This window comes from Campylobacter sp. IFREMER_LSEM_CL292, assembly GCF_025771615.1.
GTDB lineage: Bacteria > Campylobacterota > Campylobacteria > Campylobacterales > Campylobacteraceae > Campylobacter_D > Campylobacter_D lari_D.
The window spans coordinates 19,228-38,627 of sequence record NZ_JAKMQP010000001.1 but is presented as its reverse complement, the minus strand read 5'-3'; the positions used below and the strand labels follow the sequence as shown (position 1 = coordinate 38,627).

Sequence of the window (19,400 nt, the reverse complement as noted above, 5' to 3'; positions counted from 1 at the left end):
TTTTTTGGGAGTTTTTCTAGTCATACTTGGTGGGATATTTTGGGCCATAAGTGGAGTTTTGGCTGAGTATTTGTTTAAAAATCATTATTCTGCTGAATGGGTAAGTTTTTATCGTTTGCTTTTTACCGGTGTTATTTTAATAATTTTGGGTGCAAAAAATTTCAAATTAAAATTGCTAAAGCAAAAACAAGAACTTAGCTCTCTTTTAATTTTTTCTATCTTTGGTTTATTGATAACTCAATATGGTTATTTTAAGGCTATTTATTATACCGATGCAGGAACTGCCACGATGATACAATACAACGCACCATTAATCATAATGCTTTTTATGTGTTTTAAAAATAAAATTTTACCTAAAAAAATAGAGCTAATCGCTTTGTTTTTAATACTTTTTGCCTTATTTTTACTTATAACAAATGGGGATATTAATGCATTAAAACTTGACATAAGAGGTGTTATTTGGGCTTTTTTTGGAGCTCTTGGAGTAGCGTTTTATTCTTTGAGTGCTAGACTTATCATAGCAAAATATGGCTTATTTTTAATCATGGGTTTGGCTAGTTTATTTGCTTCTTTTTTGCTTTTTGTATTATTACAAGGAAATATCCCAAAACATGATTTTTCTTTAAACTCCTTTTTGGCTATGAGCGCGATTGTATTTATAGGTACAATAGGGGCTTTTTGTTTATATTTAAAAGGAGTTGAATTAATAGGGGCTTTTAAAGCTAGTATGATAGCTTGTATAGAACCTGTGGCTGCTGCTTTTATGAGTTTTTTATTTTTAGGAACTATTTATAGCGTGATTGATCTTTTTGCTTTTGCTTTGATCATTCTTAGTGTGTTTTTAAATGCCAAAAAACACACTAAGAATAAGTGATTAAAAAATACTAGATAAAATTATCTAGGTTCTATCGTGAAGTTTTTTGGCTACCTCTGCAGCTAATTTTAGCTTTTCATTATCAAAGTGCGTGTAAATTCTTGAAGTATTTAAACTCGCATGCCCTAGTGCTTCTTGGACTAAAACTAAATCTTTTTGCTTTTTATAAAGTAGGGTAGCAAAAGTGTGTCTTAACATATGAGCTCCGTTTTTTTGCTTGCGAATTCCTGCTTTAAATAAAATTTGTTCTACTATACGCGAAATATAAGCTTGGGTTAGGGCTTTACCATTGCGATTGACAAATAAAAGTCCATCACAAGAAAGATAATTTACTCTTACATCTTTTAAAAGATGTTCTATAAGCTCTTTTTTAATCATCACAACGCGATATTTATTGCCTTTAGCTCTAATGCGTATAATATAAAGATCATTTTCTTCGCTAATATCTTTTAATTTTATATTAATAGCCTCACTAACCCTAATTCCTGTAAAAATGATGATTTTAATAATCAAACGATTACGTATGATATTACTTTTAAAATCTGTATTATCAATAGCATCTAAAAATTTACTCACTTCATCTTCGCTCATATACTCAGGCAGTTTAACTCCTTTAGAGCCACTTACACCTGCCCAATTTTTAAGGTTGATATCAAAAATATGTGCTTTTTGATCTTCTTCGTTTTGTTTATCTAAAAATGCAAAAAAATTAATCACAGCTATACGATAATTTTTCTTACTCGCATCAGATAAAGAAGCGCTAATACTTGCTAAAATTTCTACTAAAAGCTCTTCATCGATTTGTTTTAGCGAATAAAGCTTGTAAAATAACAAATACTCATAAAGTTTTTTCAAAGGATTAAAATACGTATTTACACCGCTAAGTCCTGCATTTCTTGCTTTTTTTACATAAGCATCAAGCTCTTGTATATTTTTAACACCCTTGCTTAAGGCTAAATTTACTACAGCCAAAGCTTGAGGGTCTTTTAATTCCTTATTTGATAAAGAATTAAGCTTAAATTTCACATATCTACAAAGCCAAAATAAAAATGACCTTTCAAAATTTTCTTCACAATCTAGAGGATATTTCATCACTCATTCTCCAAAGCTTTCAAAGTAGCCATTTTAGCATGGATATAAGCACTATCAAATAGCTTTTTAGAGCTTTCTTTTATAATCAAACCAAGTTCAGTACAACCCAAAATCACTCCTTGAACCTCCGAAAATTGAGCAATCAAATCACATAAATATCTTTTTGATTTTTCATTTATAATACCTTTGCAAAGTTCATTAAAAATAATATCATTAAGCTTTAAAATATCATTATTTTTGGGAATAAAAACTTCAATCTTTGAGTTAATTAAAAGTTGTTTATAAAAATCTTCTTGCATAGTGTATTTTGTCCCTAATAACAATACTTTATCGATATTTTGCTCTTGAAGTTCTAAAAGCATAGCTTTAGCTATATGTAAGATAGGAATTTGAATGTTTTTTTGTATATTTTCATAACATTTATGCATAGTATTAGTGCAAATTAATATAAAATCAACTCCACTTTTTTGCAAAAGTAGGGCATGTTGGGTTAAAATTTCACTTGCTTTTTGCCAATCATTCTTTCGTTGACATTCTTCTATTTCTTCAAAATCAACGCTAGTTAAAACTATCTTAGCACTATGTAATTTTCCTAATTTTTCATTTGTTAATTTATTGATAATTTCATAATAGCTAAGTGTGCTTTCATAACTCATTCCGCCTATTAAACCTATGGTTTTCAATTTTTTCCTTTTAAAATTAATATAAAAATTATAAAAAAATCTTACTTAAAAAATATCAAGCTATAATTATAAAAAACAAAATAGGGTAACAATATGTTTTTTAAGAAAAAAACCGCACAAAAGCAAGTAAAACAAAACAATATTTCAAAACAAGATAATACTTTAAATAATGACTTTGCACAAGAAAAAAGACTTTACGAATTTAGAGAAAATATGAAAAAACTTAGCAAAAATGAAAATAGTGCTAAACTTTTAGCAAAACAACTTTCAAGATTGATTCAAAAATCCAAATAAAATCAAAAACTCCACACAAGTTAAACTTTTGTATTAATTTCTTTTTTTACTCATCATTTTAGCTTTTTTAATATATAAAAATATTTTAACTTAAACTTAATATATATGTAAAATTATATGATAAATAGTAAAATATTGAAATTATATATATTTTGTATTGAAAACTATAATTTTCAAACTTTTATATTTATCTGTTTATACATAAGTAAAATATATTTAAAAATACCTATAATATAGTATTTTAAAGCATTTTATTTTTTGGATGAAAATAATTTATCCATAAAAAAATAAGTATAATTTTTTGAAAAATATTATAAGTTATTTTATACAGCTATAAAAGACTGAAGATGTATATTTTCATTTCAACTAAATTTTAGTTTATATTTTTGCTTAAATAAATTTGAAGTTTAAAAATGTAGATTAGTTATTTTCTTGACTTTTAGGATAATCAAAAAACACAACTTCCCCGCTGTGTTCTTTTATATCTTTAAATTCTTTTATATCAAATTGCATACATAAAATAGCAGAAGTTGGAAAGTTTTCTAAATCTATATGAGCTAGATACTCACAAAGTTCTTGCAATAAAGGATTGTGCATAATTAGCACTACCCTACTCTCTTTTGATTCTTTTATAAAATTTAACACATCCTTTAAATTACCATCATAAAAGCTTTTTTCTATCTTGATATCTTTTTCTTTTAAAGAAAAGCTTTTACAGAGTTTTTGTGCTGTTTTTATACAGCGCTTAGCAGGACTTGAGATAATGCTTTGGGCTTTAAATTCTAAATCCTTAATCCTATAAATCATAGTTTTTAAATCATCTTTTCCACTAGAACTAAGTTCTCGTTGTAAATCTTGATCGTAATTTTCTTTTTGAGCTTTAGCATGACGAATAAAATAGATATATTTCATCTTATAACCTTAAATTTACCCAAAGCATATCCACATATAAAGCCAAAAATATGTGCATACCAAGCTATATTAACACCCATAAAAATAGGCACAAAACTCATTAACAATATAGCCACAATAAGTCCTTTGGTGGCGGTTTTATCCAAATATGCATAATACCCCATTAAAACACATATAGCACCACTTGCACCCACTACATTTACAAAACTACCATCAAAACTTAAATACACATAAAAAGCACTAAGCAAAGAGCAAAGAATTCCACCGATTAAATAAAGCATGGCAAATTTAAAACTTTTTAAGTATTTTTCAAGCATAGAACCAAATTGAAAAAGCACTATCATATTTAAAATCAAATGAGGCCAATTTCCATGCATAAATATTGAGCTTAAAATTTGCCAATAAAATCCTTGAAAAAAAAATAAATTTAAACCCAAAATAGTATCTAAATTTAAAGAACCAAAATAAAGATAATTTACAAAAATAAATACAATAACATTAAAAGCGATTAAAAATGAAGCTACCATTGCCCTACTTTGTATTTTTAATAATTATAACAAAAAGCTATTTAAATTCTAGCTTACACATAAAATTCACATTAATAAGATACAATATCGTCAAAAATATAATAAGGTTAAAAATGAAAAAACTAGCTTTAGCTTTTTTGATTAGTTTAAATACTCTTAATGCTGGTATAGTCATAGCACCTGATTCTTTGCCGGTAAATATCAAACAATTTATTAAAGATTACTTTAATGCAGAGATTGGTCTAGTAGAACAAGATGGATATTCTTACGAAATTTATTTAAGCGATGGAAGTGAAATTGAGTTTTCACTCAATGGAGAATTTAAAGAAGCTGAAAATTTCAGATCTTTAAATTATGCTATTTTGCCTTTAGCAATACAAAATACCATTAAAAATACCTATCCAAATGCAGCGATTATTGAAATAGAAAGAAAAATTTCATATTACAAAATAGAACTTAATAATCAAATGAAACTTTATATTGATGATAATGGGACTATTTTAAGACAAAAATTTGACGATTAAAATTGTTTAAGATCAAATAAGCAAGTTTTAAATTTTCTTCTAAAAAGGCTTTAACCCTTATCAAAACTTATAAAAATTTCAATTGCTCCGGCAGAATAAGGAGCTTTATCATAGACTCCGTATTGATTTTCTCACCTTAAATATTGCTTTTACTTTGTTTGGACAAAATCATAATTAGTACTACTCTTTGTCAAATTAGATAAACAAATATCAAATTTTTCCTAAAATATTTAGTATAAATGTATTTTCATTATAGGTATATAACTCACACATAAGCTAAAATTTTTTAAATATTTACTCCTCTTGCACTCTTACTATCAGGCTTTTTGGTAGTTTAAAATATTCAATCCATTCTTGTTCTTTTTGTCTCATTTGTCCTTGATCTACCTCATGATCATATCCTTGTAAATGAAGCATAGCATGTATAAAAAGTAATGCCATCTCTTCTTCATTACTGTGTTTATACTCCATTGCTTTTTTACCTACTTCATCTAAATTTATCACAATGCTGCCAAGTAAATTTTCACAATTTTGCATCAAAGGAAAAGATAACACATCTGTAGTTTTATCTATACCTCTTTGACTAAAATTAATCTCACGCATAACTCTTTCATCTACCAAAACAAGCTCTACATTTTGATCGCTCATTTTCTGGGCTATTTTTTCAAGAAAAGAAATATCCATTTCTTCTTCACAAAAAATCATTATTATCCTTTTGATTTTATAATTTCAAATTATATCAAAATTAAGGAAAAGCATGAAAAAAGCTCTTTGTATTATAAGTGGTGGTATGGATAGTACTTTATGTGCATATTTAGCTAAAAAAGAAGGATATGAGATCATTGCTTTACATTTTGACTATAACCAACGCACCATGCTTAAAGAAAGGGAATGTTTTAATAAAATTTGTGAAAAAATTAACATAAAAACAAAATATATACTAGATGTCTCTTTTATAGCAAATATTGGAGGAAACTCATTAACAGATTTAAATTTACAAATTCCCAAAGAAAAACTACATGAAAAAGAAGTCCCAAACACCTATGTTCCTTTTAGAAATGGTATTTTTTTATCTATCGCAGGTGCTATAGCTGAAAAGGAAAATTGTGAAAGTATTTTTATAGGAGTGGTACAAGAAGATAGCAGTGGTTATCCTGATTGCAGTGCGAAATTTATACAAAAAGCCACTGAATTTATCAATGAAGGAACAACAAAAACTTGCAAAGTGCAAATAAAAACCCCATTAGTTCATCTAAGTAAAGGACAAATAGTTGAATTAGCTCTAAAAGAAAAGGTAGCCTTAGAATATACTTGGTCTTGCTATGAAAAGGAAGATAAAGCTTGTGGTAAATGTGATAGTTGTTTATTAAGACTAAAAGGCTTTAAAGAGGTTAATGTAAAAGATTTTATAGAATATGTTTAAAAATTTACTTTCATTTTATTTTAGTTTGTATAATTTGCTTTTTTAAACATTAAGGAGAAAACATGAAAAAAATATTATTTGGTTCATTTTTAGCTGCTTCGATTTTGGCAAGTAGTGCTTTGAGTAAAGAATTTAGCTTAGATAAAGCACACACAAATGTAGCTTTTAAAATCAAACATTTACAAATTAGCAATGTAAATGGAAATTTTAAAGATTATGATGCAGTAATTGATTTTGATAGTGCTAAATTTGAATTTAACAAACTTCAAGCAAATATAAAAGTTGCTTCTATAAACACAGAAAATAAAGCAAGAGATGCGCATTTACAACAAGATGATTTTTTTAAAGCAAAAACTCATCCAAACATTACTTTTACTATGAGTAAATATGAAAAAATCTCTAATGAAAAAGGTAAAATGTATGGCTCATTAAGCATTGCTGGAGTAAGCAAAGATGTTGTTTTAGATACTGAAATTGGTGGTGTTATTAAAACAGATAGCGGCAAAGAAAAAGCAGGTTTTACTCTACAAGGACAAATTAAAAGAAGTGATTTTAAATTTGCTCCTGATACTTCTAGCTTAACACTTAGCGATGAAGTACAAATTAGCATCGAAGCAGAAATCAACGAAAAATAATATTATAAAAGCATTTTACTTTTTGTAAAATGCTTTGATTTTTATTTAGCTACCCAACCTTCTTTTTTCCAAATTTTTTGAGCTTCTTTACTTTGTGTAAATTTGATGAATTCAGCTACTTTTGGATTTTTTAAACCTTTTTGCGTTGGAACTATTTCAGCCGCTCTGTAAATGATTGAATTTTTATCCGCTAAAATAAATTTATTTTCTTTCTCTCCAACTGCTTTAATCCAATGTGTCCAAATGATTAAAGCATCGATATTTTGATTATTTTTCCACTCATCAACCGCTGCTTTTGAATTTTTAGCATATACTTTAATGTTTTTTCTTAATTTTTCTAGGTTTTCAATTTTTCCTGTTTTTAAAGCCATATCCTCATATAAGCCAACCTGCCCTGCTCCATCAACCACCATAACATTAACGCCATCTTTTAAAAGATCTTCAAATTTTTTAATTTTTTTTGGATTATTTGCTCTTACAATCATACCCGAGCCTCTAGCATTTAAAACTTGAACATCTTCTATTTTGATTTGTTTTGGCATTGCTTTAACAAAACCATCCATCATAGAAGTATTACCCGAATAAATAATATCAGCATCTGTTTTTGCTTTTTTTATCCATTTAGGTGTTGGTCCTGCATTAATAATAACTTTTTCTCCATGTTTTTCTTCAAATTGCTTAGCAAGCTCTTTCAAAACAGGAGCAGGGCCACCAGGACCATAAACTAAAATTTCAGCATTTAATGCAGCTGCAGCAAATAAACTTAAAAATAAAAATTTTTTCATATTTTTTCCTTAAATTAATAAAATAAAATCGTAAATATATCTTTTTAAAGTTGATATTTTTTTAATCAAATAAACTAATTTTTTTCTCTCGTGCTAAAAAATACTCCAAAAACTCTTCTTCGCTTTCTTTGATTAGGCAATATTTAAAATCAAAAAAAATCTTTAATTCACTCAAATTTATATAAGAAAAATCACAAAATAATGAATTTTTTAATGCTATTTTAAAATCTTTAACGCCTTGGAGCTTTTGGCATATAAATTCAAAATCTTTTTCATTTTCCACAAGTAAAATTACTCTAGAACTTCCACCAAAAGCACAAATTTCATTTTTTGAGTTTAAAAAATATGCCTTAAAAAGATCTAACTTTTTTTCACTAAAATTAAAAGATAGATTTTGCTTTTCAGCAAAATCAATAAATCTAGCAAAAATATCTGCATAAAAAAATGCAAATTTTAAATCTTTAAAATACAAATTTTTACAAAGCAAACTCGTTTGAAATAAAGATTTAGAGCCTAAAATTTCGTATTTACATGCTTTTAAAGTATGAAAATTTGATTTAAGTTTTAAAATAAATTTTTCATCATCAGAGCAAAAGAAAGTTTTTTCTTTTGAATTTTTTAAAAGATCAAAATCTAATAAAATATTTGAGTTTAAGACTTTAAAATTAAATGCCTTTGCAAATTTTAATTCTACATGATTGCAATATATAAATTCATAAGATTTTTCTTCACTTAAAAATCTAAAAAGTCTAAAAATAGTTGCTTCTAAATCATCAACTTGAAGATAAAACACATCTTTATCTTCAAGTTTTAATCTTTCCTCACTTACTATAACATAAGCACCAAGTTTTATAGCAAAGCCTGCTTGTTCATTATTTTTAGCAAAAAAAACACTTGCTTGTTTGACTTTGTTTAAATCTATACTAAAATCATAAACACTAGAAGTTGCTCCATAATTTAAAACTCGAGCATTAATAAGTTCGATAAAGTTAGAAATATTCATCTAGCCTATTAAAGCTCCATTTTCGATAAAGCCTTGCGGGCTTATCAAAACTAATTTTTCATCTTTTTGAGCACTTAAAATCATACCTTGGCTTTCATGACCAAAAATTTTAGCTTTTTTTAGATTTGTAATTACACAAACTTGCTTGCCTATTAACTCACTAGCTTTATAAAATTTAGCAATACCTGAAAGCACTTGTCTTAGTTCGCCATTTTCAAGTTCAAGTTGAAATTTTAAAAGCTTTTCACTGCCTTCTATATTCTGACAATCTTTTACTAATGCTACTTTGATTTCGATTTTTTTAAAATCATCTATTTTAATTTGAGCTAAATTTGACTTCTCTTCTAATTTTTCTTCTTTTTTATTTTCTTGGGTTAATTCAACTTTTGGAAACAAAGCTTCACATGCACTTGATTTTAAATCACATAATTGATTATTTAAAATTAGTTTTTGATAATTTTCGTTTGATATTTCAAAATTTAAAGCCTTTGCAATTTTTAATGCTGTCTTTGGCATAGCAGCTGAAAGTAAAATAGTTGCTTTTGTTAAAATATTAGCACATAAAGCCACTAAAGCATTAGCTTTTTGCGTTTGATTATTTTTAATCAAATTCCAAGGCTCATATTTACTAATACTTAAATTTGCTAAAGATAAAGCCTTGAAAAGTTCCTCTAAATAGCGATTTGGCTGGATATTTTCCAAAGCATTGATTGCATTATCTAAATACTCTTTGCATTCATTTAATTCTTGATTAAAATACAAATTCACATCTTTACACTCAATAATATTTTGAGAATACTTAGCACTCATACCGATAATTCTATTTAATAAATTTCCAAGCTCATTGCTTAATTCTGCATTGATTCTAGTGACTAATGCTTTTTGCGAAAAATCCCCATCATTACCAAAAGGAACTTCTCTGAGTAAAAAATATCTAAAAGCTTCTAAACCAAAAGTATCTGCTACTTCTTTAGGCGCTACTACATTGCCTTTAGATTTGCTCATTTTTTCACCATCTTTAGTCCACCAACCATGTGCTGCTATAAATTTAGGTAAAGGAAGTTCTAAACTCATCAAAAACGCAGGCCAATACACTGCATGAAAACGCAAAATATCTTTGCCTACAAAGTGTATATGAGCAGGCCAAAGATCCATATTTTCATCATCAAGTCCATAGCCCAAAGCACTCACATAATTCATCAAAGCATCAAGCCAAACATACACCACATGTTTTTCATCATTTAGTTCTTTTGGAAGCTTTATACCCCATTCAAAACTCGTTCTTGTAATGGAAAGATCTTTTAAGCCACCTTCTACAAAATAAATCAACTCATTAGCCTTATTTTTAGGTAAAATCGGCTCTTTTTCTTTGTACCATTTAAGAATTTGATCTTGATATTTAGAAAGCTTGAAAAAATAACTTTCTTCTTTTAAAAGCTGTGTTTTCTTACCACAATCTGGACAATGACACTCATTTATAAGTTGAGTTTGAGTAAAATAACTCTCACAAGAAACACAATAAAAGCCTTCATAAGTTCCTTTGTAAATATCACCTTTATCATACATTTTTTTAAATGCTTTTTGTACACTTAATTTGTGATTTTCATCTGTAGTTCTAATGAAATAATCATAAGAAATTTCAAACTCATCCCAAAGTTTTTTAAACTTAGCACTAATTTCATCTGCATATTCTTTAGGGGTAAAATTTCTAGCGCTAGCAGCTTGCTCTATCTTTTGGCCGTGTTCATCTGTGCCTGTTAAAAAGAATGTTTTTTCTCCTTGTAAGCGATAAAATCTAGCCAAAGTATCTGCTATAATCGTAGTGTAAGCATGACCAATATGAGCCACATCATTTACATAATATATCGGGGTAGTAATATAACGCATTTTCAACCTTTATTAAAAATCAAATCCACCTTCTTTACCTTTAGACATACTCTTATAAACTGCTTCTATATACTCTTTTCTTAAAGAGCACTCAAAAATCATAGAGCAAGGTAAACAAGATTTTATTTTTTTTTCGTTTTGACAAGCTTGAAGTTCATTTTTTTTAACTTCCAAAGCTAGTTCAAATTCATCTTTAACTTCAGCCATCAAAAACCTTTATAAGCTTGTTTTAGTTTTTCAATTTCATATTTAGAACCTAAAAAGCATGGCGTACTTGCATGAATTTTTTCAAATTCTAAATCAAGTAAAGAATTATTTTCTCCATTGGTAGAAAATCCTCCTGCTTTTTCAAAAATAAAAGCAAAAGGAAACACCTCAAAATATGCTCTTAATTTTCCATTTGGTGCATCGCTTGTTGCAGGATATGAAAACAACCCTCCACCTTTGAGTAAAATTTGGTGCAAATCACTCACCATAGCACCAGAATATCTCAAGCGATAACCCTCATCAAATAAAGCTTTTATAAAGGCTCTATGAGTATTTGACCAATTTTTTTGTGTCCCACCGCTTGCATTTAATTTGCCTTTTTCATTTAATCTCAAATCCTTAACAAAAACAAATTCATCTTTTTCATTTAATCTATAAAGCTTAGGAGTGTCAATACACACTATAAGCTCTAAACGCACGCCATAAATAGCATAAACCGCTGCTTTTAGATTTTTTGCACTAGCCTTTTGCTCATAAATAGCAAAAATAGAACCTATAGCAAAATTCACATCTACTAAAGAAGAACCATCTAAAGGATCATAAGCAACAACATATTTTTCATTTTCATTGATTAGCAATTGCTCTTGTTTTTCCTCGCTAATTAAGCTTTTTAAACCTTTGCTTTGCTTTAAAATTTTAGTGATAATCTCATCGCTTTTCACATCAAGTTTTAATTGATTATCTCCTGTGGCATTTTGAGAAGTGGTATAATCAAAATCTTTTAAATATCTAAGTTCTTTTGAAATTTCAATCACTGCTTTTTGTATATCGTCAATTAATTCTTGCATATTTTACCTCTATACTTTTTTTGAATTTTTTAATATAAAATCACAAATACTTTCCAAATCATCCAAATAAAACCAAGTTAAATTTTTATTTTCAATTTTCTCATAGCTTGCAATAGCCTTAGAATAAGCAAAATAGCTCTCATCTACTTCTTTACAAAAAACGCTAATTCTTGGCATATCTAAGGTTTTTAAGCCCTCTATAAATAAAAAATCAAATTCTCCTAGTTTAGAAATAGCTTCATCTAAAGTACTTGGAGAATGTGTAAATAAAGTTGTCCTTGTGGGACTTAAAACCATTACATCAGCACCACTTTGAAAAAATTTAAAACTATCTTTTTTTGCTATATCAAAGCTTGCTTTATCCTTTGGATCATGTTTTATAATGCATACTTTATAATTTTGTTCCATAAAATACTTAGCAACTTGAGTAATCAAAGTCGTTTTACCTGAATTGGAAGGCCCGCTAAAAGCCATTGCTAATCTTTTCATAACTTCCTTAAATCAAATAAAATAAATGAAATTATATCTTTTTAAAAGTTAAAAGCTTATAATTATAAAAAAATTAGGAACAAAAATATGAAAAAAGTTTATATGATTATTTTTTTAACACTTATTTTTACCGCATGCTCTAATAAAACACAAGAGCAAAGTGAAATTAATTTAAAAAGTCAAACTCTGATGTATGCACAAAAAATTAATTTTAATTATAAAGATAATAGAGTAGTTGCTTTATTGAGCTATTTAAACCCTGTATTAGATGAAAAAAGCCAAAAAGAAGTTTTTGTACTTAGTTTTTTGCCAAATATCAACATCAAACAAGAGCAAATTTCAATACTCATAGATGGAGAAAAAACTAATATAAAAACCTTAGATCAAAATGATGAATTATTTAAATATATCATTAAGAGTGATTATGCAAGTTATTATAAAATTACTCTTAATGAATTAGTGCAAAAACCTATTTTAAAACTTGATTTGTGTTTTGAGAATCAGTGTTTTGAGCTAAAGTTTCAAAAAATTTCGAAATCGGTGTATTATCGTTCAGAAGATGCAAATAAACAACATAATTAGCTAAAACTTTCTTAGCATATACCCTGCTTTCTGCATAAGGAACAAGCTCCATTGATAAAAATGGCTCATATTTTCCCGCTCTAAACATATCTTCTCTTTTGAGCATTCTAGTGGTAAATCCTATACCTCCATTATAAGCATAAGCCACAAAAACCGGGGAATTAAGTTTAGATTCTAAATAATCTAAATGATGATTTGCAAAAGTATAAGCTGTTTTTGGTTCAAAAAGCATATCTTGATCAAAATTTGGAATTTGCAGTTCTTTATTGCCTATATGATTAGCTAAAAATGGGATAAATTGCATAATACCCAAAGCATAAGAAGTTGAAATGGCTGTTGGTATAAAACGACTTTCTTGTCTAGCTAAAGCTAAAATCATAGCTTTTCTTTGCGTAGAATAATCTTTTAAATATTCAAAATAAGGCATAATAAAATAATGTTTTTTAAAACCTTCGGCCCTTTCTTTAATATAGGCATAAATAGCGATATTTTCCTTGGTATAAAAATCTTTTGCAAGTTTTTCTAGCTCATTAGGAGTGCCTTTTGCAATTTCTTTTGCGAGCTTTTGCCAAGCAAAAGGATCTTTCATATCAAAATCATTTTTTTGTTTTTTTGGCTTTAATTCTTCTATTTTAGGTAAAGGCAAGCCTTTTAACTCTCTTGCATAAAGACTATAAATATTTAAAGAATCACTTTGAGCAAGCTCATCAATGTACTTTTTATCTTGAGTGATCAAATATAGCCAAAAATTTGCATTATCTACTAAAGGTTTGCTTTTAAAAGTATCTTTTGCTACTTGAAAAAATTCCAATGCTTTTTTATCGTCATTTTCTAAAATAGCATTTACACCTAGATAAAAAGCATTATCTTGAAAAGTTAAATTTGCATCTACATTGACTAGAGATTTTCTTATCAATGGACTTTTTTTCTTAATGATAATTTCTTTTACAAAATTTGTAAATTCTTTTTCTTTAGCTAATTCATTTACAAAATCTTTTTCTAAGAAAAAATCTTTTTTATCTTTTAAGAAATTATAGATTTTATAAAAATTAGCACTATCATAATTTAAAACCGCATAACTTAGAGGATCTTTAGCATCAAAAGCTTCTAAAAGTTTTGTTAAATTTGGATTATCCTGTGGGATATTTTTTTTCATCTCATTACGCACTGAAGCATTAAGATCTTGTATAAAAGTTAAACTATTTAATCTTATAAGCTGACAAGTAGCATTAGCATCTAAGATATTTTGCGTATTAAATTTATAACAAGCTTCATATTCTTTATTATACCCCAAAGGCGGAATAATGGCTTCAATGGCATTTTTAATACGCCCTGCATAACGATAAATATGTTCTTTTAAACCTTCAACTTCTTCTTTTTTAAATTCATTTTTTTCTAATAAACGATATAAATAATAATCCTTAGCTAAAGAATTTGGTCTTTGCTCTAATTCTTTATAAGAATACATTGCACTATTTGCAAAAACAACTCCAGCTAAAAGTAACACTACACTTTTTTTCAACACTTATAAACTTCCTAAAATTAAATTTGATAAAAATATTTGGATAAATTTTAATCCTAAAATAATAATCAAAGGTGCTAAATCAATACTCCCTATAGTAGTAGGAATAAACCTTCTTACAAAAGCATAAGCAGGATTAGTTAAACGATATAAAATTTGCACTATAGGATTATATGGATCAGGCCTTACCCAAGAAATCAATGCTGCAATGATTATAATCCATACATAAATTTCAATAACTAAAGAAAAAATTTGCACCAAAGATACAATCAAACTTGTTCCAACTCCCATTTTACTCCTTTATAATTTCTTTAACAAAAGGCTTGATTAGAGTATAAATTTCACTCATTTCAGGTCCGTGAGTAACTCCTGTTAATACCAAACGCAAAGGCATAAAGAAATTTTTACCTTTTAAATTTGTTTTTTCCATCAAAATCTTTTTAAACTCATCATATTCTTGAGGTAAATCTAAATCTTTTAAAACTTCTTTAATCAACTTACATTCTTTTTCAAATTCATTATAATTTTTAACTGCAAAAATTGCTTGTATTTTTTCTCTTATCTCATTTAGCGTGCTAGCTTCTTGAGTATAAAATTTTGCAAGCTCAGCTACATCCTTACCTAAATTTAATAAAGAATTTAATTTATCATTATCAAGCATTTTTATATGCTCACGGTTAATTTGCATTAAACGCTTAGTGTCAAACCTCGCAGGAGATTTTGAAACTTTTTTCAAATCAAACCATTCTATGGCTTCTTCTAAAGTAAAAATCTCTTTTGGAGTTTTATTACCTAAAAGTATTAAATAATTTGCAATAGCACTTGCTAAATATCCATTATCAAGCATCCATTTTACACTAGAATGAGCCTCTCTTTTGCTCATTTTAACACCTTCTTCATTTAAAATGATAGGCAAATGTGCATAAGTCATGCTTTTATCATAACCCAAACTTGCTCTAATATGTTCTTGCTTAGGAGTATTTGAAACATGATCTTCGCCCCTTATAATACAAGTAACACCTTCTAGCATATCATCAACCGCACAAGCAAAATTATAAGTTGGGGTTTTATCAGCCCTCATAATCACAAAACTATCAATATCTTCAGGATTAAAACCAATCTCACCTTTAATATAGTCTATAAATTTCATTTGCAATTGAGGTTTTTTAAGACGGATTATGAAAGGTTTTTCACAATTTAATACATCAATATCTGCAAGTTTTTCACAAGTACCATCGTATCTATATGCTTGATTTTTACTTTTAGCTAGTTCTTTTTTATGAGCTAATTCATCCTCAGTACAAAAACAAGCAAAAGCTTTTTTTTCACTTACTAGCTTTAAAGCCATTTGACGATGAAATTTCAAATTCTCACTTTGTACATAATAATGCTGCCAAGTTATACCAAATTCTTTCAAAATAGCTTTTATTTCTTCTTCTTTTCCAGCTATATTTCTAGCATTATCCGTATCTTCAATACGCAAAATAAAATCAGAATTTTCTTGTCTTGCTTTAATATAATTAAATAAAGCTGCTCTTAAATTTCCAATATGCATATCTCCAGTAGGCGATGGTGCAAACCTATACATTATTTATCCTTTTAAAAAACTTTTTTATCATTATACAATTAAATACTTGCTATTTCTTTTAAGTTCACACAAAATTCACTCAATAGCAATATGATTTCATAAATAATTCAACATAAAGGATAAAAAATGAAATTAAAAATAGCTTTAGCAACATTAGTTACTGCAGGTTTTGTTTTTGCACAAGATATGATTGTAGGAGCTAATGCTTTACCAGCAAATTCTAAAAATTTCATACAAAAACATTTTACAGGTTCAAACATTGCTTTAGTTAAACAAGATATTGATAGCTTTGATGTTTATTTAGACAATGGAACTGAGCTTGAGTTTTTTATCAATGGAGATTGGAAAGAAATCGATGCAAAATACAGACCAATTGATACTTCTTTTTTAAGTCCAAATGTTTTAGCAACGATTAAAAAAATGCACCCAAATGCAAGCATAATTAAAGTTGAAAAAGAAATTCAAGGTTATAAATTTAAACTTAATAATATGATGGAAATTTATACTGATGTAAATGGAAATTTCTTAGGACAAAAATTTGATGATTAGAATTTAAGCTAAGCTTTTTTGCTTAGCTTTTATAAGAATTTAGAGCAAGCTCTTGTATATTATAATTAGCAACTCTCTTATAAGTAAAGCCTTTTTTCTCTAAAAAATCAAGTAAAATTTTCTCCATTTTTTCTAAAGCATTTAAGACTTCTTTTGAAAGTTCAAAACTCAATGGCTCTATACGCTTTGGCACACAAGCTAAAATTTGAGTTTTAGGTAAATCTCCCATAAGTTCCATGTATTGTAAAGTTTGAAGCATTTCAACCTCATGCGCACTACCACTCCAATTAACTTTTTTTGGCATTGCATCATAAGGAAAGAAAAAAATATCTCCAATCTTAGCATCATCTGCTGCAATACAATCAATCACAATCATTTCATCATATTCGGCTATAATATAGCTAAGTTGTAAAGCCAAAGTTCCACCATCTACAAAACTCACCGAGTTTTTTTCATGATAAAACTTATAATTTTTTTCTAAAAGTTTGCAAAGATGAACGCCTAAGCCCTCATCTGCAAACATAATATTACCAATACCTAAAACTAGAAGTTTCAACGATTTTCTCTTACAAATTTATAACCGCTAAAGATAGCATCTAAAGCACCATCTTTACCTTTAACTGAGTTAAATACAGCCATATAAATATGCACTGGAACAAAAATCAACACAACCCACATTAAAATTCTATGATAGGTTCTAACATCAGCCAATCCACCTAACATTACCTCAATAGGTCTTAAGATATTATATAAAAATCCACCCAAGCCTTCATGATATACATGCATATAAAGGATTAATCCTGTCAAAATAAGCCCAAACATAACAAGATAAAAGAAAAGGTAAGTTACAAATTGCAAAGGATTGTATACACCTTGTAAATGCGGGTGTTTTCCTAGGAAAATGTAAAATTTAATCTGCTCTATCCATAATTTTACATTAAAAATATCTTTTATACTCTTTCTCTCACCATCACTTTTTGAATCAAAAAAGAACAAATATGTTTTAAAAATCACACAAGCTATTAAGATAAAACCAAAAATTTGGTGCACCATGCGATATTTTGCCTGCATAAATAAAGTCGGTTCAGATGAAATAGATGGAGATTGAAATACATAAGAAATATAATACCCAGTCCCCACTAAAATCACGATTGCAACCGCTCTTAACCAATGTGTAAAACGAAGACCGATACTAAATTCGTATTCGGCCTTTCTGTTTGATTTTAAGGAATGTTTAGAATCCATACTAAAGTCCTTTCCTTATAAATTTACATTAACTTTATACTCGCTAAGATTATTACCTTTAGTATCCATTACATGTACTGCACATGCTATACAAGGATCATAAGAGTGAATAGCTCTTATTACTTCTAAAGGCTGTTTAACATCAGCTAGTTTCATACCAATAAGACATTGTTCATAGCTACCACCTACTCCATTTGCATCTTTTGGACTTGCATTCCAAGTAGAAGGAACTACTGCTTGCCAATTTTCAATTACACCATTTTTAATCCTACACCAATGGCTTAACGCACCACGAGGTGCACTTCCCATAAATCTACCTTTGTATTCTTTGTTTTTATCAATTACATAAGTAGTACAAGTGCTTTCATCTGTTTTTAAATTTTCAACCAAAGAATTAAATGCTTTCAAGCCATGATCAGCAATAATTTTAGCTTCAATTGCTCTAGCACCTGTTCTTCCTAAAGTGCTCATAAGTGCTTGAACTGGTAAATTCGTAGCTTTTAAGAAAGAATCAACTGCTTCTACTACAATTTTATTACCCTTAGCATAATTTACTAAAATATTTGCTAATGGTCCAACTTGCATAGGTAAATTTTCATATCTTGGAGCTTTAATCCAGCTATATTTGCCTTTAATATCAAATACCTTACTATGAACTATATTGCCTTTATCATCGATGCTTTCACCATCAATTAAGCCTGTATAGTTTGGATTAGTTTTACCATCATAAGGATGTAAAGCTTCATTGTCTGCATACCATGATCTTGTAGCTTCTTCGGTGATTTTAGCTTCATCTACTTCTTCAACCTTACTCAAATCACCATTTCTAATAATACCACCTTCAAACAACCACTCATCACTTGAAATTTGGAATTCTCTCTCAGTATAAAAGTTATTTACCCCTACATCATTTAATACACTTGCTTCTTTAGAGTAAGCTTTAGCTGCCATGATTAAATCCGGATAATAAGCACGATTAATAAAATCAGCTACTTCTTGGAATTTAGTCATATATTCAGCCATTCTTGATGGGTTTAAAAGATCCATAACACAAGTTACACCGCCTACAGTTAAACTTTGTGGGTGAGGATTTTTAGCACCAAAAATCGCCATAGCTTGAGCTATTGTTCTTTGAATTCTTAAACATTCTAAATAATGTGAAAGCGCAATAAGGTTTTGCTCAGGAGTAAAGCGATAAGTCGCATGTCCATAATAAGCATTTGCAAATGGTCCAAGATTTCCTTTATCTACAAAGGTTTTTAGTCTTTGCTGAACTTCTAAAAGCTTATCTGCACCTGTTGCATAAGGCATATCAGTATATTTAAATGCTTCATCACTTGCTTTTTTTACATCAGCACTTAAAGCACTTACAACATCAACAAAATCAAGACCATGAAGTTGATAAAAATGTACAGGATGATCATGCATGTATAAAGCTGCATTCATTAAAGTTCTAGTTAAAACTGCATTTAGTGGCGGAGTAATACCTAAAGCATTTTCTACTGCGATAATCCCTGCTCTATAATGTGAAAAAGTACAAACACCACAAATTCTTTGAGTTAAAAAGCCTGCATCTCTTGGATCACGACCTTTTACAATAGTTTCAATCCCTCTCCATAAAGTCGATCCTGAATATGCTTCTTTAATGACATTATTTTCATCAACCACTACTTCAACTCTTAAATGTCCTTCTATTCTAGTAAGTGGATCTATAATAATTCTTTTTGACAT

Annotated in this window: 24 protein-coding genes; 7 read left to right on the top strand and 17 right to left on the bottom strand. The window is 28.3% G+C overall.

Annotation, left to right across the window (positions count from 1 at the left end; genetic code table 11):
* Nucleotides 1-4 precede the first annotated feature (4 nt).
* Entirely contained in the window at nucleotides 5-874 is an 870-nt protein-coding gene (locus L8T82_RS00210) for a DMT family transporter (RefSeq protein WP_263725613.1), read from the top strand.
* A gap of 24 nt (nucleotides 875-898) precedes the next feature.
* On the opposite strand, the gene L8T82_RS00205 is transcribed toward L8T82_RS00210, so the two are convergent.
* Nucleotides 899-1,966 (bottom strand): tyrosine-type recombinase/integrase, encoded by a 1,068-nt coding sequence (locus L8T82_RS00205; protein ID WP_263725612.1) that lies wholly within the window; start codon nucleotides 1,964-1,966, stop codon nucleotides 899-901.
* Nucleotides 1,966-2,649 (bottom strand): aspartate/glutamate racemase family protein, encoded by a 684-nt coding sequence (locus tag L8T82_RS00200; protein ID WP_263725611.1) that lies wholly within the window; start codon nucleotides 2,647-2,649, stop codon nucleotides 1,966-1,968. Before L8T82_RS00200 ends, L8T82_RS00205 begins: the two co-directional genes overlap by 1 nt.
* 93 nt (nucleotides 2,650-2,742) lie before the next feature.
* Here L8T82_RS00200 and L8T82_RS00195 point away from each other — a divergent pair, with 93 nt between their 5' ends.
* A complete protein-coding gene (locus L8T82_RS00195; protein ID WP_133318915.1) occupies nucleotides 2,743-2,943 on the top strand; it encodes a molybdenum cofactor biosynthesis protein in 201 nt (66 codons plus the stop codon).
* A gap of 420 nt (nucleotides 2,944-3,363) precedes the next feature.
* Here L8T82_RS00195 and L8T82_RS00190 read toward each other — a convergent pair whose 3' ends face one another.
* Together L8T82_RS00190 and L8T82_RS00185 are read right to left on the bottom strand one after the other, a co-directional pair.
* Entirely contained in the window at nucleotides 3,364-3,855 is a 492-nt protein-coding gene (locus L8T82_RS00190; protein WP_133318916.1) for a SixA phosphatase family protein, read from the bottom strand.
* Complete coding sequence (locus L8T82_RS00185) at nucleotides 3,852-4,382, bottom strand: rhomboid family intramembrane serine protease (protein ID WP_263725610.1); 531 nt, start codon at nucleotides 4,380-4,382, stop codon at nucleotides 3,852-3,854. The genes L8T82_RS00190 and L8T82_RS00185 overlap by 4 nt, the downstream gene beginning before the upstream one ends.
* 113 nt (nucleotides 4,383-4,495) lie before the next feature.
* Between L8T82_RS00185 and L8T82_RS00180 the strand changes: the two genes are divergently transcribed.
* Complete coding sequence (locus L8T82_RS00180) at nucleotides 4,496-4,906, top strand: PepSY-like domain-containing protein (protein WP_133318918.1); 411 nt, start codon at nucleotides 4,496-4,498, stop codon at nucleotides 4,904-4,906.
* A gap of 294 nt (nucleotides 4,907-5,200) precedes the next feature.
* Here L8T82_RS00180 and ybeY read toward each other — a convergent pair whose 3' ends face one another.
* Entirely contained in the window at nucleotides 5,201-5,611 is a 411-nt protein-coding gene (gene ybeY, locus L8T82_RS00175; RefSeq protein ID WP_263725609.1) for an rRNA maturation RNase YbeY, read from the bottom strand.
* Nucleotides 5,612-5,663: 52 nt separating this feature from the next.
* On the opposite strand from ybeY, the gene queC reads away from it, so the two are divergent.
* Together queC and L8T82_RS00165 are read left to right on the top strand one after the other, a co-directional pair.
* Nucleotides 5,664-6,329, top strand: a complete 666-nt coding sequence (gene queC, locus L8T82_RS00170) for a 7-cyano-7-deazaguanine synthase QueC (RefSeq protein ID WP_263725608.1) — start codon at nucleotides 5,664-5,666, stop codon at nucleotides 6,327-6,329.
* Between the two features lie 62 nt (nucleotides 6,330-6,391).
* Complete coding sequence (locus L8T82_RS00165; RefSeq protein WP_133318921.1) at nucleotides 6,392-6,964, top strand: YceI family protein; 573 nt, start codon at nucleotides 6,392-6,394, stop codon at nucleotides 6,962-6,964.
* 41 nt (nucleotides 6,965-7,005) lie between these two features.
* Here L8T82_RS00165 and L8T82_RS00160 read toward each other — a convergent pair whose 3' ends face one another.
* The 6 genes from L8T82_RS00160 to mobB form a co-directional block, all read right to left on the bottom strand.
* The gene (locus L8T82_RS00160; protein ID WP_133318922.1) at nucleotides 7,006-7,749 is read right to left on the bottom strand and encodes a substrate-binding domain-containing protein; all 744 of its coding nucleotides are present in this window, start codon (nucleotides 7,747-7,749) and stop codon (nucleotides 7,006-7,008) included.
* Nucleotides 7,750-7,810: 61 nt separating this feature from the next.
* Nucleotides 7,811-8,752: a hypothetical protein gene (locus L8T82_RS00155; protein WP_263725606.1), complete on the bottom strand. Its 942-nt coding sequence runs from the start codon at nucleotides 8,750-8,752 to the stop codon at nucleotides 7,811-7,813.
* Nucleotides 8,753-10,639, bottom strand: a complete 1,887-nt coding sequence (metG, locus tag L8T82_RS00150) for a methionine--tRNA ligase (protein WP_263725605.1) — start codon at nucleotides 10,637-10,639, stop codon at nucleotides 8,753-8,755.
* 12 nt (nucleotides 10,640-10,651) lie between these two features.
* Entirely contained in the window at nucleotides 10,652-10,846 is a 195-nt protein-coding gene (locus L8T82_RS00145; RefSeq protein WP_133318925.1) for a hypothetical protein, read from the bottom strand.
* The gene (locus L8T82_RS00140; protein ID WP_263725604.1) at nucleotides 10,846-11,694 is read right to left on the bottom strand and encodes a class 1 fructose-bisphosphatase; all 849 of its coding nucleotides are present in this window, start codon (nucleotides 11,692-11,694) and stop codon (nucleotides 10,846-10,848) included. The genes L8T82_RS00145 and L8T82_RS00140 overlap by 1 nt, the downstream gene beginning before the upstream one ends.
* Before the next feature lie 9 nt (nucleotides 11,695-11,703).
* Nucleotides 11,704-12,183, bottom strand: coding sequence for a molybdopterin-guanine dinucleotide biosynthesis protein B (gene mobB, locus L8T82_RS00135; RefSeq protein WP_263725603.1), 480 nt, complete (start codon nucleotides 12,181-12,183; stop codon nucleotides 11,704-11,706).
* 87 nt (nucleotides 12,184-12,270) lie between these two features.
* On the opposite strand from mobB, the gene L8T82_RS00130 reads away from it, so the two are divergent.
* On the top strand, nucleotides 12,271-12,765 hold the full coding sequence (locus tag L8T82_RS00130; RefSeq protein WP_263661337.1) for a hypothetical protein: 495 nt from the start codon (nucleotides 12,271-12,273) through the stop codon (nucleotides 12,763-12,765).
* Here L8T82_RS00130 and L8T82_RS00125 read toward each other — a convergent pair.
* From L8T82_RS00125 to gltX, 3 genes are read right to left on the bottom strand one after another with little or no spacing between them, the layout of a single operon-like run.
* Nucleotides 12,653-14,290, bottom strand: a complete 1,638-nt coding sequence (locus L8T82_RS00125) for a lytic transglycosylase domain-containing protein (protein ID WP_133318929.1) — start codon at nucleotides 14,288-14,290, stop codon at nucleotides 12,653-12,655. The two genes, L8T82_RS00130 and L8T82_RS00125, sit on opposite strands and share 113 nt — an antisense overlap.
* Nucleotides 14,291-14,578 carry a YggT family protein gene (locus tag L8T82_RS00120; RefSeq protein ID WP_012661430.1) on the bottom strand — a complete coding sequence of 96 codons (288 nt, stop codon included), beginning with the start codon at nucleotides 14,576-14,578 and terminating at the stop codon, nucleotides 14,291-14,293.
* A 1-nt stretch (nucleotide 14,579) separates the two neighbouring features.
* A complete protein-coding gene (gene gltX / locus L8T82_RS00115) occupies nucleotides 14,580-15,875 on the bottom strand; it encodes a glutamate--tRNA ligase (protein ID WP_263725602.1) in 1,296 nt (431 codons plus the stop codon).
* 126 nt (nucleotides 15,876-16,001) lie between these two features.
* On the opposite strand from gltX, the gene L8T82_RS00110 reads away from it, so the two are divergent.
* Nucleotides 16,002-16,424: a PepSY-like domain-containing protein gene (locus tag L8T82_RS00110; protein WP_240388364.1), complete on the top strand. Its 423-nt coding sequence runs from the start codon at nucleotides 16,002-16,004 to the stop codon at nucleotides 16,422-16,424.
* A gap of 22 nt (nucleotides 16,425-16,446) precedes the next feature.
* Here L8T82_RS00110 and L8T82_RS00105 read toward each other — a convergent pair whose 3' ends face one another.
* From L8T82_RS00105 to L8T82_RS00095, 3 genes are read right to left on the bottom strand one after another with little or no spacing between them, the layout of a single operon-like run.
* Nucleotides 16,447-16,980, bottom strand: coding sequence for a HyaD/HybD family hydrogenase maturation endopeptidase (locus tag L8T82_RS00105; protein ID WP_263725601.1), 534 nt, complete (start codon nucleotides 16,978-16,980; stop codon nucleotides 16,447-16,449).
* Nucleotides 16,977-17,669 carry a Ni/Fe-hydrogenase, b-type cytochrome subunit gene (cybH, locus tag L8T82_RS00100; RefSeq protein ID WP_258107368.1) on the bottom strand — a complete coding sequence of 231 codons (693 nt, stop codon included), beginning with the start codon at nucleotides 17,667-17,669 and terminating at the stop codon, nucleotides 16,977-16,979. Before cybH ends, L8T82_RS00105 begins: the two co-directional genes overlap by 4 nt.
* 15 nt (nucleotides 17,670-17,684) lie before the next feature.
* Nucleotides 17,685-19,400, bottom strand: a complete 1,716-nt coding sequence (locus L8T82_RS00095) for a nickel-dependent hydrogenase large subunit (RefSeq protein ID WP_263725600.1) — start codon at nucleotides 19,398-19,400, stop codon at nucleotides 17,685-17,687.

Bases quoted from the DNA above. Each gene is read 5' to 3' on its own strand.
- L8T82_RS00155 (WP_263725606.1), bottom strand. From the start codon at position 8,752: ATGAATATTTCTAACTTTATCGAACTTATTAATGCTCGAGTTTTAAAT.
- L8T82_RS00145 (WP_133318925.1), bottom strand. From the start codon at position 10,846: ATGGCTGAAGTTAAAGATGAATTTGAACTAGCTTTGGAAGTTAAAAAA.
- metG (WP_263725605.1), bottom strand. From the start codon at position 10,639: ATGCGTTATATTACTACCCCGATATATTATGTAAATGATGTGGCTCAT.
- L8T82_RS00190 (WP_133318916.1), bottom strand. From the start codon at position 3,855: ATGAAATATATCTATTTTATTCGTCATGCTAAAGCTCAAAAAGAAAAT.
- L8T82_RS00180 (WP_133318918.1), top strand. From the start codon at position 4,496: ATGAAAAAACTAGCTTTAGCTTTTTTGATTAGTTTAAATACTCTTAAT.
- L8T82_RS00095 (WP_263725600.1), bottom strand. From the start codon at position 19,400: ATGTCAAAAAGAATTATTATAGATCCACTTACTAGAATAGAAGGACAT.
- cybH (WP_258107368.1), bottom strand. From the start codon at position 17,669: ATGGATTCTAAACATTCCTTAAAATCAAACAGAAAGGCCGAATACGAA.
- L8T82_RS00195 (WP_133318915.1), top strand. From the start codon at position 2,743: ATGTTTTTTAAGAAAAAAACCGCACAAAAGCAAGTAAAACAAAACAAT.
- gltX (WP_263725602.1), bottom strand. From the start codon at position 15,875: ATGTATAGGTTTGCACCATCGCCTACTGGAGATATGCATATTGGAAAT.
- L8T82_RS00140 (WP_263725604.1), bottom strand. From the start codon at position 11,694: ATGCAAGAATTAATTGACGATATACAAAAAGCAGTGATTGAAATTTCA.
- queC (WP_263725608.1), top strand. From the start codon at position 5,664: ATGAAAAAAGCTCTTTGTATTATAAGTGGTGGTATGGATAGTACTTTA.
- ybeY (WP_263725609.1), bottom strand. From the start codon at position 5,611: ATGATTTTTTGTGAAGAAGAAATGGATATTTCTTTTCTTGAAAAAATA.
- L8T82_RS00165 (WP_133318921.1), top strand. From the start codon at position 6,392: ATGAAAAAAATATTATTTGGTTCATTTTTAGCTGCTTCGATTTTGGCA.
- L8T82_RS00130 (WP_263661337.1), top strand. From the start codon at position 12,271: ATGAAAAAAGTTTATATGATTATTTTTTTAACACTTATTTTTACCGCA.
- L8T82_RS00185 (WP_263725610.1), bottom strand. From the start codon at position 4,382: ATGGTAGCTTCATTTTTAATCGCTTTTAATGTTATTGTATTTATTTTT.
- mobB (WP_263725603.1), bottom strand. From the start codon at position 12,183: ATGAAAAGATTAGCAATGGCTTTTAGCGGGCCTTCCAATTCAGGTAAA.
- L8T82_RS00205 (WP_263725612.1), bottom strand. From the start codon at position 1,966: ATGAAATATCCTCTAGATTGTGAAGAAAATTTTGAAAGGTCATTTTTA.
- L8T82_RS00160 (WP_133318922.1), bottom strand. From the start codon at position 7,749: ATGAAAAAATTTTTATTTTTAAGTTTATTTGCTGCAGCTGCATTAAAT.
- L8T82_RS00110 (WP_240388364.1), top strand. From the start codon at position 16,002: ATGAAATTAAAAATAGCTTTAGCAACATTAGTTACTGCAGGTTTTGTT.
- L8T82_RS00120 (WP_012661430.1), bottom strand. From the start codon at position 14,578: ATGGGAGTTGGAACAAGTTTGATTGTATCTTTGGTGCAAATTTTTTCT.